The 15,021-nt window shown below is 70.7% G+C and carries 14 protein-coding genes and 1 tRNA gene; 8 read left to right on the forward strand and 7 right to left on the reverse strand.

The genetic code is table 11. From position 1 onward, the window contains the following. Both VD659_RS18560 and VD659_RS18565 read left to right on the forward strand, forming a co-directional pair. On the forward strand, positions 1-921 hold a 921-nt coding region (locus VD659_RS18560), incomplete at its 5' end, for a carbohydrate ABC transporter permease (RefSeq protein ID WP_423262526.1). After that, a complete protein-coding gene (locus VD659_RS18565) occupies positions 918-1,748 on the forward strand; it encodes a carbohydrate ABC transporter permease (protein ID WP_423262527.1) in 831 nt (276 codons plus the stop codon). The genes VD659_RS18560 and VD659_RS18565, both read left to right, overlap by 4 nt. A gap of 31 nt (positions 1,749-1,779) precedes the next feature. On the opposite strand, the gene VD659_RS18570 is transcribed toward VD659_RS18565, so the two are convergent. Beyond that, on the reverse strand, positions 1,780-2,919 hold the full coding sequence (locus tag VD659_RS18570) for an LLM class flavin-dependent oxidoreductase (RefSeq protein ID WP_423262528.1): 1,140 nt from the start codon (positions 2,917-2,919) through the stop codon (positions 1,780-1,782). A 129-nt stretch (positions 2,920-3,048) separates the two neighbouring features. Here VD659_RS18570 and VD659_RS18575 point away from each other — a divergent pair, with 129 nt between their 5' ends. The 3 genes from VD659_RS18575 to VD659_RS18585 are packed head-to-tail and all read left to right on the forward strand — an operon-like array spanning position 3,049 to position 6,318. Then, positions 3,049-4,308, forward strand: a complete 1,260-nt coding sequence (locus tag VD659_RS18575; protein ID WP_423262529.1) for an LLM class flavin-dependent oxidoreductase — start codon at positions 3,049-3,051, stop codon at positions 4,306-4,308. After that, entirely contained in the window at positions 4,298-5,341 is a 1,044-nt protein-coding gene (add, locus tag VD659_RS18580) for an adenosine deaminase (RefSeq protein ID WP_423262530.1), read from the forward strand. Before VD659_RS18575 ends, add begins: the two co-directional genes overlap by 11 nt. Continuing rightward, positions 5,338-6,318 carry an LLM class flavin-dependent oxidoreductase gene (locus VD659_RS18585; protein WP_423262531.1) on the forward strand — a complete coding sequence of 327 codons (981 nt, stop codon included), beginning with the start codon at positions 5,338-5,340 and terminating at the stop codon, positions 6,316-6,318. The genes add and VD659_RS18585 overlap by 4 nt, the downstream gene beginning before the upstream one ends. Here VD659_RS18585 and VD659_RS18590 read toward each other — a convergent pair. Further along, a complete protein-coding gene (locus VD659_RS18590; RefSeq protein ID WP_423262532.1) occupies positions 6,308-7,096 on the reverse strand; it encodes a nucleotidyltransferase domain-containing protein in 789 nt (262 codons plus the stop codon). The genes VD659_RS18585 and VD659_RS18590 overlap by 11 nt on opposite strands. Positions 7,097-7,318: 222 nt before the next feature. On the opposite strand from VD659_RS18590, the gene VD659_RS18595 reads away from it, so the two are divergent. After that, positions 7,319-7,972 carry a GNAT family N-acetyltransferase gene (locus VD659_RS18595; RefSeq protein WP_423262533.1) on the forward strand — a complete coding sequence of 218 codons (654 nt, stop codon included), beginning with the start codon at positions 7,319-7,321 and terminating at the stop codon, positions 7,970-7,972. 370 nt (positions 7,973-8,342) lie between these two features. After that, on the forward strand, positions 8,343-9,143 hold the full coding sequence (locus VD659_RS18600) for a hypothetical protein (protein WP_423262534.1): 801 nt from the start codon (positions 8,343-8,345) through the stop codon (positions 9,141-9,143). A gap of 56 nt (positions 9,144-9,199) precedes the next feature. Here the strand turns inward: VD659_RS18600 and VD659_RS18605 are convergent, their stop codons facing one another. Together VD659_RS18605 and VD659_RS18610 are read right to left on the reverse strand one after the other, a co-directional pair. Further along, a complete protein-coding gene (locus VD659_RS18605) occupies positions 9,200-9,508 on the reverse strand; it encodes a pyrophosphatase (RefSeq protein WP_423262535.1) in 309 nt (102 codons plus the stop codon). A gap of 60 nt (positions 9,509-9,568) precedes the next feature. Beyond that, entirely contained in the window at positions 9,569-10,213 is a 645-nt protein-coding gene (locus VD659_RS18610) for a LysE family transporter (protein ID WP_423262536.1), read from the reverse strand. 68 nt (positions 10,214-10,281) lie between these two features. Here VD659_RS18610 and VD659_RS18615 point away from each other — a divergent pair, with 68 nt between their 5' ends. Further along, positions 10,282-10,701 carry an Lrp/AsnC family transcriptional regulator gene (locus tag VD659_RS18615; protein WP_423262537.1) on the forward strand — a complete coding sequence of 140 codons (420 nt, stop codon included), beginning with the start codon at positions 10,282-10,284 and terminating at the stop codon, positions 10,699-10,701. Positions 10,702-10,785: 84 nt separating this feature from the next. Here the strand turns inward: VD659_RS18615 and VD659_RS18620 are convergent. From VD659_RS18620 to VD659_RS18630, 3 genes are all read right to left on the reverse strand, one after another. Beyond that, positions 10,786-10,858, reverse strand: a tRNA-Val gene (locus VD659_RS18620). 135 nt (positions 10,859-10,993) lie between these two features. Next, complete coding sequence (locus tag VD659_RS18625) at positions 10,994-13,048, reverse strand: Ig-like domain-containing protein (RefSeq protein ID WP_423262538.1); 2,055 nt, start codon at positions 13,046-13,048, stop codon at positions 10,994-10,996. Next, positions 13,012-14,811 carry a hypothetical protein gene (locus tag VD659_RS18630; RefSeq protein WP_423262539.1) on the reverse strand — a complete coding sequence of 600 codons (1,800 nt, stop codon included), beginning with the start codon at positions 14,809-14,811 and terminating at the stop codon, positions 13,012-13,014. The genes VD659_RS18625 and VD659_RS18630 overlap by 37 nt, the downstream gene beginning before the upstream one ends. Between the last annotated feature and the right edge of the window lie 210 nt (positions 14,812-15,021).

The raw sequence follows: 15,021 nt of genomic DNA on the forward strand, positions 1-15,021 counted from the left end.
CGGCCGGAGCCCTCGCGCTCCGGCCGGCGCGGCCTGTCGCTCGCCGGCCGCACCCGCGCCGAGCAGTGGGGGCTGCTCGTTCCGGCGATCGTGTTCTTCGCACTCTGCTTCGTGTTCCCGCTCGGCTACGGGGTCTACATGAGCACCACCGACTTCACCACGGGCACGTTCTTCACCGGCAAGGCGCCGTTCGTGGGCCTGGACAACTTCGCCGCCATCTTCGCCGATCCCCTGCTCGGCAAGGCGATCGTGAACACCCTGGTCATCACCGTGGTGTCGGTGGTGGTCGAACTCGTGGTCGGCTTCGCCCTCGCTCTGCACTTCAACCGCCGCTTCCCCGGCAGCCGTTGGCTCTCGATGCTGCTGCTCATCCCCTGGCTGCTGCCGGCCGTGGTGGTGGGCACCATCTGGAAGTGGCTGCTGTCCGGCGACGGCGCCGTCAACGACATCCTGCACACCCTCGGGCTGCCGACGAACGCCTGGCTGGCCGACCCCTCGACGGCGCTCTGGGCCGTCATCGCCGTGTCGATCTGGGGTGGACTGCCGTACTGGGTCACCATTCTCGGCGCCGCTCTCAAGCAGGTGCCCGACGAGCAGCTCGAGGCCGCACAGCTCGACGGCGCCGGCGCCTGGAAGCGACTGCGGCACATCGTGATCCCGGCGATCTGGCCGGTCATCTCGGTTCTCGTCGTGATGAGCGTCATCTACACCCTGCTCATCGTCGACCTGGTGCTCGTGCTCACCCAGGGCGGCCCCGCCGACAACACGGTGACGCTCGGACTCCTCTCCTACCGCGCAGCGTTCCAGCTGTTCCAGTTCGGAGACGCCGGCGCGTACGGCATGGTGCTGCTCGTCATCAGCCTCGCCTTCGCCGCGGTGTACACCTGGCTCTCGAACCGTCGCGAACGGCAGGAGTCGTGACCGCGGGGACCCGCCGCCGGCGCCGCCTCGGCGGCTGGCTGCTCACTCTGGCGAGCGTGGCCATCCTCGTGGTCTACCTCTTCCCGATCTTCTGGATGCTCTCGGCCTCGCTGCAGCCCGGCGTGACGTCCGCGAACATCGAGTGGGTCCCTTCGGCTCCGGCGCTCGACGGGTACAAGACGGTGTTCGACAGCGGGCTCCGCAGTCTGTCGGTGAGCCTGATCGTGGCGCTCGGCTCGGTGCTGCTCACTCTCGTGATCGCCGTGCCCGCCGCCTACGCGCTCAGCCGCATCCGGTCGCGCACCGTGGGGGTCGCCCTGGTGCTGCTGCTCCTGGCCCAGATGATCCCGAGCATCGTGCTCGCGAACTCGTTCTACGCCATGTTCAACTCCTGGGGCATCCTGAACAGCTACCTCGGCCTCATCCTCGCCGATTCGACCGCGGGAGTGCCGTTCGCCGTGATCGTGCTGCGAGCGTTCATGCTGCGCCTGGATCACGACATCGTGGAGGCCGGCAAGCTCGACGGCCTGGGGCCGGTCGGCAGCCTGCTGCGCATCGTCGTGCCCCTCTCGCGCAACGCCATCATCACCGCCGGGGTGTTCACCTTCTTGTTCAGCTGGGGCGATCTGCTCTTCGGCCTGACGCTCGTGACGAAGGACCAGATGTATCCGATGACGGTGTTCGTCTACGCCCTCACGAGTTCGCAGGTCACCAGCTGGGCCGCCGTCATGGCCGCCTCGCTCGTGGCCAGCGTGCCCGCCCTGCTCGTCGTGTTCGCCGCACAGCGCTACATCAAGGCCGGCATCGCCGTCGGCAGCGGACGCTGACCGCCGGCATCCGACCGCCGGCCGCGCTCGATCAGGTCCAGGCGCTCGCGAGCAGTTCGTAGGAGCGGATGCGGTGCTCCAGCCGGTGCGCCTGCGTCGTGATCACGAGCTCGTCGGCCCCGGTGGCGTCGGCCAGCGCTCGGAGGCGGCGCCGCACCGTCTCGGGAGAGCCGACGATACGGCTCGCGAGGCGATCGGCCACGAGAGCCTGCTGAGCGGAGTCCAACGGCCTGCGGGCCGCGGTCGCCGCGCTCGGAAAGGGCTGCGCGGCGTACTCCGTGCGGAGAGTGTGCAGCCAGAGGGCGAACGGCGCAGCGATCTCCTCAGCCTCCGCGTCGGTCGGGGCCACCAGCACGTCGGCCGACACGGCCAGGTGCGGGCGGTCGAGGTCGGCCGAGGGCACGAACGCCGCCCGGTAGGCGGCGACGGTCTCGAACACGTTCTGCGGCAGCGAGTGGTAGTTCGCGCCGAAGCGGAGACCGTTCCGGCCCGCCACCTCGGCACTCACTCCTGCGGAGCTGCCGTGCACCCAGACCTCGACGTCGGCGCCCTCAGCGGGGGTGGCGACGATCGGGTGGCCGGCCGGGTCCTGTGCGCCCCCGCGCAGGAAGCCGAGGATGTCGGAGACCTGACCGCCGAAGTCGGCCGGATCCCCGGGTGAACGCGACAGCAACCGGTCGTTGAGCTCCGCGCGCACCTCGGCGAACGGGAGCACCGTGCGCGCCGGGACGACCACCCCGTCGATCTCCCGGGCGGGCGCCACCGGGCCGGCCTGCAACTCGCCCGCGGCCAGCTGCGCGGTGGTGCTGCGCGCCGCCTCGCGCTGCGCGGCGAACGGCCCGCCGCGACCGATGCCGAGATCGAAGCCCCGGCCGGTGAGGGCGGCGACGGTGCCGGCGATCTCCGCCACCTGGAGCGGTGAGTGGTTGTCGACGACGATCACGGCGGTGCCGACGCGGATGCTCTCGGTCGCCTTCGCGAGCGTGGGCGCGAGGATGTACGACGCCGCTCCGGCGCCACCCGGATAGAGGTGGTGCTCGGCCAGCCAATAGCGCGCGTACCCCTCGCGATCGGCAGCCTGGGCGAGGAGCACGGAGTCGGCCAGCACCGATGACGCCGTGCCGCCCTCGGGAATGAGCACGAGGTCGAGAACCGACAGCGGGATGCTCATGCTGCTCGTCTCGACACGTCTCCATCCTGGCCGACCGGCCCTCCGCATCCGCCTGGCACGTCATACCCCGTCACACGGGGACACGATCGATCGCCCTGGCGCCCGCGCCTCCTAGGCTCGGGTACCGACATGAACGACGGTCTTCGCCAGGTGCACCTCGGGGCGTTCTACCCCAACGACCACCACCACACCCTCTGGCAGCATCCCGAGGCCGGGAGCCAGATCGAGTTCGATGCGTTCCGGAGCTTCGCGCAGAGCGCGGAACGGGGCCTGTTCGACTTCGTGTTCCTGGCCGAGGCGAACTGGCTGCAGGAGCACCGCGGCCGGGTGATCGACCACGCCATCCTCGACAAGCCCGATCCCCTCACGGTGCTCGCCGGGCTCGCCGCCGAGACGGAGTCCATCGGGCTGGTCGCGACCGTGGGCACCACCTTCACCGATGCCCCCGACGTGGCACGGCGGCTCGCCGCCCTCCACCACCTCTCCGGCGGGCGGGCGGGCTGGAACGTCGTGACCTCCCACACGAGCTTCGGGGTCGGGGCCTCGGCCAACTTCCGGCCGGGCCGGATGGTGGCACATGCCGACCGCTACCGCCAGGCCGACGGCTTCATCCGCGAGGTCGACGGACTCTGGCACGGCGTTCGTCCCGGAGCGACGTTCGCGCCGATCATCGGAGCCCGCCCGGCGATCGTGCAGGCGGGGGGCTCCGGCGAGGGGCGCGATCTCGCAGCGACCCACGCCGACGTCGTGTTCGCGGGCCGTCGCAGCCTTGACGAGTCGCGGGCGTTCTGCGCCGACATCCGCTCGCGCCGCCGCGCGCTCGGGCGCGAGGGCGAGGTCGTGATCATGCCGAGCACCGCGTTCGTGCTGGGCGACACGCCCGCCGAGGCCGAGGAACGGGCCCGGGACTGGCAGGCCATGGAGCTCTCACCCCGCGTGGCCGTCTTCTTGCTCGAGGAGGTGTGGGGAATCGACCTCACGGGATTCGACGTCGACGGTCCCTTGCCGGAGGCCGATCCCGACTGGGCGCACGCCGAGGCGTTCGCCCGCGGACAGGTGGGAGGCGAGCGGGATGCGCGGGTGCTCATCCACGGATGGCGCACGCTCGCCGCCGAGGAAGGGCTCTCCGCCCGGCAGCTGCTCGGCCGGGTGCGTGCTCGCCGCGACTTCGTGGGCACGCCGGCCCAGGTGGCCGGCCAGATCAACGACTGGGTGCAGTCGGGAGCGGCCGACGGCTTCGTCGTGAACCCCTCGGTGGTGCCGAGCGGGCTGGCCGAGTTCGTCGACCGTGTTGTGCCGGAGCTGCAGGAGCTCGGCGTGTTCCGCACGGAATACGCCGGCCGCACGATCCACGACCACCTCCAGGAGGGGAGCACCCATGGCCGCTGATGACCGCGCGCGCGCCCACGATGACGTGGCGCCCTACCCGAAGATCGAGCTGCACGTGCACCTCGAGGGGGCGGTGCGCCCGGCCACCCTGTTCGCGCTCGCGCGCAAGAACGGCGTGGCGCTCCCGGTCGACACGCTCCCGGAGCTCGAGCGCTTCTACGACTTCCGCGACTTCGATCACTTCATCGACGTGTGGAACGTCACCACCGACGTGCTGTTCACCGCCCCCGACTTCCGGCAGGTGGTGGTCGACTACGCCCGTGAGGCCTCCGGATTCGGTGCCGTCTACCTCGAGGGCATCTTCTCGCCCGGGCAGTATCTCAGCCGGGGCATCGAAGCCCGCGAGCTGTTCGAGGGCTTCACCGACGGCATCCAGGACGCCTGGGAGCAGACGGGCGTGATCGTGCGCCTTACGCCGGACATCGACCGCAACCGGCCGCCGGAGAGCAGTCGAGCGATCGTCGAGGAGTCCATCCGGTTCCGCGACCGCGGTGTCGTCGGCGTCGGCCTGGGCGGTCGGGAGCGTTCAGCGCCCACCCACGCGTTCGCCGAACTGTTCGCCCGCGCGCGGGACGGCGGGCTGGCGGCCGTCCCGCACGCCGGGGAGGACGACGGCGCACGCTCCGTGCGGGAGGCGATCGATCTGCTGGGGGCTGCGCGCATCCGTCACGGATTCCGTGCCGTCGAAGACCCGGCGCTCGTGGCGGAGCTGCTCGATCGCGCGATCGTGCTCGACGTGTGCCCGACCTCCAACGTGCGCACCAGGGTGGTGCCGCACCTCGAGGCACATCCTCTGCCCCGGCTGCTCGAGCTCGGCCTGCCGGTCACGATCAACACCGACGACCCGGCGATGTTCGGCACCGACCTCGCCCGGGAGCACGCCTTCGCCCGGTCTGCCGGCGCCGACCCGCGGCGACTCTTCGAGGCGGGCGTGCTCGGTCAGGTGGCCGGCGACGAGGTGCGCACGCGGCTGCAGCGGATCGGCGAGTCGCACTGGGGGCGCGTCGACGCCGGTCGGGAGCCGGCCGTATGAGCGCACCGGAGGCGGGGCCCGTGCCGCCGCGCGTGCTCGCCGGCCTCGCCCTCGACGGCGTGGGCGCCTCCGGGTCCGGCGGTGGCGACGAGCTCTCGGCGGCCGCCCGGAGCGCAGAGACCCTCGGGTTCGACGTGGTCTCGCTCGACGACTCCCCCGATCGTCGGCCGGCCGGAGGAGCACTGCTCTCCCCCGTCGACGCGCTCGCCTTCCTCGCACGCCGAACCCGCCGGGTGGGGCTGCTGGCCACGGCACGCAGCCACTACGCCGAGCCCTTCCATGTGGCGAAGGAGATCGCCACGCTCGACTTCGTGAGCGCCGGTCGCGCAGGTCTCCTCGTGCGACCCGGCTCCGATTCCTTCGGAGACGCGCTCCATCCCTCCAGCGCGTCCCTCGACGCCGTCGAGCTCGCCGAGCAGGCGGCCGAGTTCGTGGCGGTCGTCGGGGAGCTCTGGGACTCCTGGGAGGACGGCGCCGAGCTGCGCGAAGTGGCCTCAGGCCGTTACGTCGACAACAGCCGCGTGCATCACATCGACCACGACGGTCGCTGGTTCCGGGTGAAAGGCCCGCTCATCACACCACGCCCTCCCCAGGGCGCTCCGCCGGTGTTCGTGGCGGATGGCGACGGTGCCTCGGCCGCCCGGCTCGCCGACACCGGAGGGGTGCCCGGCCATCAGCTCGCCGGCACGGCACTCGAGCGCGTGGAGGTGAACGAGGGAGCGCAGATCGTCGGCACGGTGCGGGAGGCTGCACTCCGGCTCCAGTCGGGCTCGGGGGCGCACACCCTGCTGCTGCTTTTCGCCGTGTCGCCGGATTCCCTGCCCCGCGTCCTCCAGGAACTCGGCGACGAGCTCGCCCGCACAGGAGATTCCCTCCCAGGGGCGAGCGCGGCCGAGGGCGCCGGGTTCGCTCAGCGCCTCGGGTTGCGACGCCGGCCGAGCAGGTATGCCGCGACCGCCGAGGGGGTCATCGGCTGAGAGTCTGTTCGAGAAAGGCCACCGCCGCCTCCTCCGCGGCGATGCGCCGTTCGACGGCCTCTGCGCGCATCCAGAGGCGGTACAACTCCACCGCGGCGACGAGTGCCTTTCCGCTCTCCCGCGCGTCGTATCGGGCCACCGTCGCCTCCAGGGCGGCAGCGGCTTCGGGCACGGCGCGCTCGAGCCGGCGCACGCCGCGGGGCTCGAGCCCCGCGCGCAGCGCCGCGAGCGGTCCGAGAACCGTGCTCCGCAGGAACGCGAGCATGTCGAGCACCTCGTAGAGCTCGCCGCGGGCCAGTTTCGTGGCGGCGTAGTGGATCCACACCCAGAACCGGTCCTCGACCCACTGCGCGTCGAATGCCGGGTGGTCGTCCGGATGCGCGCGGCCGTCGAGCGCCTCGGCCACGGCTCCCGTGCGATCCCAGGCCACCCGGAGTCCGGCGAAGTGCCCGGCCACGTCGCCGAGCCGCATGAAGGTGAGGTCCACGTGCAGCAACGGCGGCGCGGTGAGGGCGATGATGAGCCGCGGCTCCCCCACGTGCTCCCCGGTGAACGAGACGAGCACGGGGGCCCAGGCCGCCACGAGCTCCCGCTTCTCCGCCATCACCTGTGGATAGTCCTCGTCTTCGATCACCACCACGAGGTCGATGTCGGAGTGCTCGTCGGCGGTTCCGGCGGCGAGCGAACCACCCACGGCGACGCCTCGCACGCGCGGATCCGCGGCGACGCGCGGGAGCAGTTCGGCCAGCAGGGCGCTCTGGGCCCGGGGTTCGCCCACGATGATCCTTTCCGTTCCGCGAGGGTCGCGGACGCAGCGAAGCCTTCCAGACTAGCGATCAGCACGGAGCTCGGTCGGCACTCCTGCCGGTGTGCGGTGGACGGTGTCCGTCCGGACCGGCGCAGCCGCGTCGCGTTCGCGTCACATCATGACGCCGTGTTTCGCGAACGGTCGAGCGCGCCTCGTACGGTGGAGGCACCGAGAGGAACGAGGCACACATCGATGACCGGCATCCAGACGAACGCGAACACCGAGCCGCCGGCTGGATCCTCGATCGGAACCAGCGCGGTCGTGAGTCCGGAAGCCGACGCCGACAGCGCGCCCGGCCTCATCCTGCGGCACGCCCGCCCCACCGAGTACGAGCTCGTCGGTGCGCTGACGGAGCGGTCCTTCGCCGCCGGGCCCTACGGCCACTTCGCCCGATCCCCCGAGCGGGAACGCCTCGAGCGCGACGCCGGTGCGCGCGCCCGCTCCGGAGCGCTTCTCGTCGCGGTGGACGCCGACGGCGCCGTCGTCGGATCGGCGACCCTGGTGCGCCCCGGCACGCCGGAGTCCCGCCTGGCGACCACCGGCGAGGCCGAGTTGCGGCTGCTGGTGGTCGATCCGTCGAGGCAGCGCTCGGGTGCCGGGGCCGCTCTCGTGCGCGCCTGCATCGCCGAGGCGCGCCGCTGGGGTGCGAACGCCGTCGTGCTCGACACGGGTTCGCTCAACTCGGCGGCCCAGCGCCTCTATGAGCGCACGGGCTTCGACCGTCTCACCGACCGGCCGGTCGAGCCGTATGCTCCGGATGCGCCGGCGCCTCTCGTGTACCGCCTCGCTCTCGACATCGAGAACGATAACGAGGGCGCGGGCGCGAACGCAGGCGAACAGGCCTGAGCCATCCCTCTCGCGCACGAAGACGCCGCCGGCAGTTCAACCCCGTGGTCACCTGGTCGGCCGTGATCGTCATCATCCTCATCGTGCGGGCCGCGCAGTTCCTCGGCAGCTTCCTGGCGCGCAAGGCGTTGCGGCGCTGACCAGGCGGCCCGGCCGGCGCGGATGACGGGCCACCCAGGCCTCTCCGCGACTCTGAGAGCACTCCCATCATCTGAGCTGCGGCTTGTGATGGTGGCGCGATGTCGTGCGCATAACGTGAAGGAAGATCTCTTGCCCACATATCGAAGGAGTTCCACCGCGTGCTGAGGCAATCCGGCGGCCTGCTCGATCCCCCAGCGCACCGCGCCGGGATCATCCGGGCCGGAAAGCCGTGAGCGCGACCGCGGCCGGAGTCTCGCGAGCATCCCTCGCGAGCAAGGTACCGGAGATCACGGCCCTGTTCTGGGTGACGAAGATCCTCACCACCGGGATGGGCGAGACCACCTCCGACTTCGTGGTGCAGACCATCGAGCCGGTCATCGGCGTGGCGATCGCCTTCGCACTCCTCGCGGGCGCCCTCGTGCTGCAGTTCCGCACCCGACGGTACGTGCCGTGGGTGTACTGGCTCACGGTCGTGCTGGTCAGCGTGTTCGGCACGATGGCCGCCGACGTCGTGCACGTGCAGTTCGGAGTGCCCTACGAGGTGTCGACGGCGGGGTTCGCCGTCATCCTGGCCGCCGTGTTCCTTCTCTGGTACCGGATCGAGCACACCCTGTCGATCCACGCCATCGACACCCCTCGCCGGGAGGCGTTCTACTGGGCCGCCGTGCTGACGACGTTCGCGCTCGGCACCGCGACCGGCGACTGGACCGCGCACGTCCTCGGGCTCGGCTACTTCGCCTCGGGCCTGCTGTTCCTCGCGGCGATCTGCATTCCGGCCGTCGCCTACCAGTTCCTCGGCCTCAACGCCGTTCTCGCGTTCTGGGCCGCCTACATCCTCACCCGCCCCCTCGGGGCCTCGTTCGCCGACTGGCTGGGCGTCGGCCCCGAGCGCGGCGGCCTCGGCATCGGCACCGGTCTGGTGAGCCTGGTCCTCGCCGCCGTGATCGCGGTCTGCGTGCTCGCGCTCAGCCGTCGGCGGCAGTCGGTTCCGGTTCCGCTTCTGCCGCAGTCTCCTCGATCGGGCTCCTGACGGGCGCACGCCCGAGTTCGACGGCCTCGTCCGCGTGTCCTCGAGGCCCGTCGCTCCTACCGCGGTCTCCAGACCAGCCATTTGTTCTCGACCTCGCGCACCACATCCACCTCGAAACGGTGTGCGAGGAGGAGGACGTGCGACAGCACGTCGGCGAGCTCGGCCCGAAAGTCGGCGTCCAGCTCAGCGGCCGCTAGCCCCTTGTCGCGGGCCTGCCCCGATCGAGCGAGATACGCCTGAGTGAGTTCGCCCACTTCTTCGTTCAGCTTCAAGATCAGCCAGTCGTCGGTGCGGTCGATTCCGTTGTTCGCCGCGTAGACCGCCGAGACCTCTTCGACTTCGTGCGCGAGCTGCTCGATCTCCATCCGCAGATTCTGTTCCCCGGAGCCGCGCGCCGGCGAGCTATGACGTGTTGTGACGTTCGATCAGCCGATGACGAACTCGCCGATGACCGTCTGGGCGACGAGAACGGCGCCGAGCAACGCGACCAGTCCGTTTCCGACGGCTGAGGTCCAGCGCTGGAACCGGTGTCCCGTCGTGTGCCGGAGTCCCGCTCCGAGCGCGACGAGCAGGGCCTGCCAAGCGAGCGACGCGACGCCCACGCCCGTGATGAACGCGATCGCCGACGGCGGCGACTCCGCGATCCGACCGAGCCCGGTGAGGACGGCGCTGAAGTACACCAGGGTGGCCGGGTTGAGTGCCGTCAGCCCGAGGAAGAGGGCATAGCGGCGGCGGGATGTTCCCGAATGCGACAGCGTCGGGTCGCCGCCGGGCCCCGTGCCGCGGCTCGTCAGGAATCCGTGCGCCCCGAGCGCGACGAGGGCCGACCCGCCGATGATCTGCGGCCAGGGCGCCCATCCGCCGACGATCGGGCCGACGAGCGCGCCCACGGCGACGGCGGCAGTGCAGTACAGGATGTCCACGGTCACCACCGCAGCTGCGCCGGGAAGGCCCTGGCGCAGCCCGCGCGTGACCCCCTCCTGGATCAGGAGCACGCCGATCGCTCCCAGCGGCACGGCCAGAGCGAGTCCCGCGAGAACGCCGGAGAGCAACGAGGAAAGTGCGTCCATGACCCGACTCTGGGGCATCGCCTCCGAAAGGCAGTGCGATCGGTCAGTCGTTTGAGAGAATCGTCCGCATGGATGCGACAGACAGCGAGATCATCGACGTTCTCCGCGCAGATGGCCGGGCATCGTTCAGCGAGATCGGTCGCCGCGTCGGGCTGAGCACGAACGCGACGGCGGCTCGGGTGCGCCGGCTCGAGAAGACGGGCATGATCCTCGGCTACCGCGTGGTCCTCAGCTCCGACGTCGCCGATCCGGCCGGGGGCCTGGAGGCGTTCGTCGACGTGCGACTCGATCCGGCGCGCGACTCGGAGGGATTCCTGCTGTGGGCCCGGCGCATCCCGGAGATCAGCGATGCCGTTCATGTGACGGGGGCATACGACTACCTCTTGCGCATCCGTGTCGGCGACACCGCCGCCCTCGATCGACTGCTGCGCAGCCTGAAGAACGACGGCGGAGCAACCCACACGCAGACCCGCCTGGCCCTCCGCTGAGCCGGCACGAAAGGGACTATTGCCTCTGGTCCCGGTAACGGGCAGACACAGCACCACCCCGGGCAGACGATGACACGCAGACGGTGGGCCCTACCGGGATCGAACCGATGACATCCACGGTGTAAACGTGGCGCTCTACCAGCTGAGCTAAAGGCCCCCTGCCCTGACGGGCGAGAACGAGCATACCGGCTAAGACTCCGGCGTGTGACAGACGACCCGCCCCGGAAAGGCCGAGGGCCGGATGCGACGGGGAGCACCCCCTGTCGCATCCGGCCCCCGGCCGGCCTGCAGCCTAGGCCCGCTGCTTCCTCCGTCGCAGCACCACGAGCAGCACGCCACCGAACAGCAGCAGCGCACCGATCACCACGACGCTCGTGATGGCCGCGCCGGTCCTGGCGAGGTCACCGGATGCGGCGGCCGCCGGCGGCTCGGCACCGTCGGTCGCCACCGGAGCGGTGGTGGCCGGCGTCGTCGGCTCCACGGTGGCCGGCGCGGTCGGCTCCGTGGTCGGCGGCGTCGTCGGCGGCACGTCGATCGCGGCGACCGCGACATCGACCGGGTCCGACTCGGTGGTCTGACCCGAAGCGTCGGTGACGACCGCCGTCAGCGAGACGGTCTTGCCCGCATCCGCTTCGCCCGCAGCCCACTCGAAGGTGTACGGCGACACCGCGTTGGTGGCCACCTCGACCCCGTCGGCCAGGAGCGTCACGGACTTCACCGCGAAGTCGTCACGCGCCTTGACCAGCGGCTTCACCGTGTCGCCCACCTCGAGGGTGAGGCCTGCCCCCGGGTCGACCACCTGAGAGCTCGGCGCCGCGTCGGTGACCGACCCGGCCGCGGAGGGCACGGAGGCCGGTGCCGAGAGCACCGGGTCGAGCGTGCGCACCGAGGGCGTGCTCGTGCTGTCCACGCCGCTGAACGCAGACGAGGTGCCGTTCACGAAGCTGCCGCGAACGGTGACCGGAGCGGCCTCACGCGGCGCCGTCGACGTCTTGTCGAGGTTCGCCACGCCGATGCCGTTGCCGGTGATCGCCGAGCTGCGGATCTCCACGCTCTTGGCCGTCTCCGTGGCCGCATCGCTGAGCTTGACGCCCACCGAGGAGGCCGGGGCCGCCGCCGAGACGTTGCCGGTGATGGCGCTGTCGGCGATGAACCCGTCGAAGCCCTCGGTGTACGAGACCCCCACCTGCGGGAACAGCGAGCTCGCGGAGCCCGCGATCACGCTGCCGGAGACGTAGCCGTGCTGGATCAGCCCGGCGCGGTCGGTGTTGCCCGCCGCGCCGTCGGCGCCGTACCCGCCGTCGAACAGGATGCCGCCGGACTGGTAGCCCGACACCTGGCTGTTGGCAACGGTGAGCTCGGTCGAGACCGTTCCCTTGCCCGCCCCGCGCAGGAAGCCCGCCTTCACGATGCCCCAGCCGTGCGGGTTCGCCGCGAGCTCCGTCGGGTCCTGCGCGGTGCGCAGCGGTCCGACGACGCTGTTCGAGACGCGCCCTGCCGTGTTGAAGAAGGCGATGCCCGCTTCGGCGAAGGTGCTGCCCGAGGTGACGGTGACGCCGGAGATGTCGAGGAACATCTCGTTGGTGTCGGTCGAGCCGAGCGACTGCCGCGAGACGGTGATGACGTTGCCGCCGCCGTCGCGCAGGTAGGGCGTGGTGCCGGCGAGGGTCGCGAGCGTCTGGTCGGGCATGATCGTCACGCGATCGGCCCCGACGCCCTTGATCTTCAGCGGCTTGTTGATGGTCAGCCCGTTCAGGGCCCCGGGAGCCACCGGAACGCGGGGGCTGTTGACCGGCGTCGAACGCTCCTGGTAGGTGCCGTCGCAGACCACGATCGTGTCCCACGGCGCCGCGAAGTCCACGGCCGACTGGATGGTCGTGTACCCGGCGTTCGGGCACTGCTGCTTGTCGTCGTCCACCACGAGGGTCGTGTTCGACCACGGGTTCGCCGTCGTGTCCGCCAGCTGGTACTCACCCGGGGTGACGTTCACCGCGGCGAGCACGTCGGCCGGGTTCGGGCCGGTGGCCGGGGGGCCGTAGCCGGCGCCCTGGTCGAGCGCGGTTCCGTCGGAGAGAATGAGCGGAGCATCCGTCGCCTTCTCCTGGAAGCGCACGTCGGCCACCTGGATGGAACCGGATGCCGGGGTGCCGTCGACGCCGAACTGCAGCTGCAGCGAGGCGAGCGACGAGACGTCGACGCCGGCGAACTCCGTGAGCGGCACGCGGATCTGCTCGAGCACGATGTGCGTCGAGGGGGTCACGGTACCGGTCGACATGTGCAGTGCGTTGCCCCAGCGCGGGTCTCCCGCGTTCACCGAGGCCGAATGACCGGCCGTGTCGGTGAGCACGATCTTGAAGTCCTGCGTCGAGGCGAGCGGGTTGTAGGCGGTGGGCGTGTCGACCGTGCGGGTCGGGCCACCGCCGGGGTGGGGGCGTCGAAGAAGTTGACGTCGGCATCGAGCGCGAGCGCCTTGAGGCCGCTCAGGTCCGACGAGGCCGCCGGGATGTCCGCGGTCAGCGACGCCGAGGATCCGGGCTCCCAGGCCAGCGAGAGCTGACGGCCGTAGGAGTGGTTGATCGGCGAGTTCTCACGGGTGGCGTTCTGGCCTCCGAGCTCGGCCTTGGCCGGCAGCGGGCAGGCCTTGGCCCCGGTCGGCTGGGTGGACTTGCCCAGGATGCTCGTCGCGAAGTCGTCGGGCTCCGGGTTGCACCAGTCGAAGCCCTGCGCCGTCGTGGCCGGCAGCGGGGTGACGGCGCCGTTGTCGACGTAGGGGTTCGTGAAACCGGTGCCGACGAGGCCGCCGCCGAGGGCGTTGAGCGTCAGCGGGTTCTCCACCTCGGGACGGATGAGGTCCACCCGCTCCGACGACGGCGCGAAGTAGGTCGTCGCCACGCGCGCGGAGCACGGCAGGCGCAGTCCGGTCTCGCTCGTGGGGCAGGCCGACGCCGGAACCTGCAGGTGCGAGTCGGTGTTCGACAGCTCACCGGTCATGTAGGGCTCGAAAGCACCCTCACCACCGACGTAGCGCCGGATGAACGCCGACATGGTGGCGAGACCGAGCTTCTCCTGGTCACCCATGCGCGCCGGGTCACCCGAGATCTTGGTGTTGACGAGGGGGTTGTAGGTGTCCGAGTTGTCGACGACGTACGACCACGGCGAACCGTAGCTCGCGGCACCCGTGAGACGGATGTTGTTCGGCGCGATGTTGGCCTGGGCAGGGTTGGCCTGGGTCGTCGGGTCGGTGTTACCGCACGCCGCATCTCCGTTGGCGTTTCCATCCTGCGCCTTGTCGGCGAACCACACGGAGTTGTACCAGTTGTGGTTCGTGCCCTGGTGGGTCACCTGGATCGACGGGAAGGGGTTGGAGCCGTCGACGTACTGGCTGCGCTCGAAGGTGCGCGCACCCTGCAGGTTCGACACGTCGCCGTCGCAGTAGGGAAGCACGGTCATGAAAGGCACACCCGTGGGCGCCTTGCGCTCGTAGTCGACCGGGGCGAGGGCCACGACGCCGCGGAGCGGGTAGCGGGTGCCGTCGGTGCGCTCGCGGTTGTAGTCGATGAAGTTCGTCACCGCGTCACCGCCGCGCGAGTGGCCCATCAGGCCGATGCGCGTCATGTCGAGCTTGCCGAGGAGCTCGGTGCCGATGGTGGTGTGCGCGTCGAGGGTGAGGCCGGTGGTGGTCGCCGCCGTCAGCGCGTCGAGCGAGGCCGCGATCAGCAGGCGGCGCTGATGCATGCCCTTGCCGGTGCTGTTGTCCTGGCGCATCATCAGCTGGTCCTGCGAGACCGAGAAGGTGGTGTAGCCCCAGCTCGCCAGGTTCTCGGCGAGGTAGGCGTAACCCGCCTCGTTGCGCTTGTACTGCGCACAGGTGGCGGTGGTGGAGTCTTGGCCGCTGTCACAGGAGCCGTGGTTGCCGTGCACGAACACGACCACGGGCGAGGGCACCGTGCGGTTCGCCGGGTAGGTCAGACTGCCCCGGATCTCGAAGGTCTCCGGAGCCTGGGCGGTGCCGGCCGTCGGCGCGGTGCCGGAGGAGTTGGGCTCCTGCAGATCGACGGTGCCGAGCTTGGCCTCCTGCACGGTGGTGATCGTGTAGGGCCCGCGTTCCATCGGGTCGGGAAGCGCCGCCGGGGCAGGGGCTCCGACAGCGGCACCGGGCGCGGACGACGCCAGCGCGGGAGCTGCAGGAACGAGTAAGGCTAGAACCAGTGGAACAACGGCAAGCGCGCGCCAACGCGCCGAGCGTGATGCTCTCAAGACGACTCCTCGTGATCGGGTGCGGGCAGTCGTTGCCCGTCGGGTCACCGTAGGAGTCGATTG

The sequence above is a fragment of the Herbiconiux sp. 11R-BC genome (assembly GCF_049472555.1).
Lineage (GTDB): Bacteria > Actinomycetota > Actinomycetes > Actinomycetales > Microbacteriaceae > Herbiconiux.

What these genes read in the sequence shown, in the direction of transcription:
- VD659_RS18570 (WP_423262528.1), bottom strand. Translation starts at nt 2,919, where the DNA reads ATGAGCATCCCGCTGTCGGTTCTCGACCTCGTGCTCATTCCCGAGGGC.
- VD659_RS18615 (WP_423262537.1), top strand. Translation starts at nt 10,282, where the DNA reads ATGGATGCGACAGACAGCGAGATCATCGACGTTCTCCGCGCAGATGGC.
- VD659_RS18605 (WP_423262535.1), bottom strand. Translation starts at nt 9,508, where the DNA reads ATGGAGATCGAGCAGCTCGCGCACGAAGTCGAAGAGGTCTCGGCGGTC.
- VD659_RS18610 (WP_423262536.1), bottom strand. Translation starts at nt 10,213, where the DNA reads ATGGACGCACTTTCCTCGTTGCTCTCCGGCGTTCTCGCGGGACTCGCT.
- VD659_RS18585 (WP_423262531.1), top strand. Translation starts at nt 5,338, where the DNA reads ATGAGCGCACCGGAGGCGGGGCCCGTGCCGCCGCGCGTGCTCGCCGGC.
- VD659_RS18595 (WP_423262533.1), top strand. Translation starts at nt 7,319, where the DNA reads ATGACCGGCATCCAGACGAACGCGAACACCGAGCCGCCGGCTGGATCC.
- VD659_RS18575 (WP_423262529.1), top strand. Translation starts at nt 3,049, where the DNA reads ATGAACGACGGTCTTCGCCAGGTGCACCTCGGGGCGTTCTACCCCAAC.
- add (WP_423262530.1), top strand. Translation starts at nt 4,298, where the DNA reads ATGGCCGCTGATGACCGCGCGCGCGCCCACGATGACGTGGCGCCCTAC.
- VD659_RS18630 (WP_423262539.1), bottom strand. Translation starts at nt 14,811, where the DNA reads ATGGAACGCGGGCCCTACACGATCACCACCGTGCAGGAGGCCAAGCTC.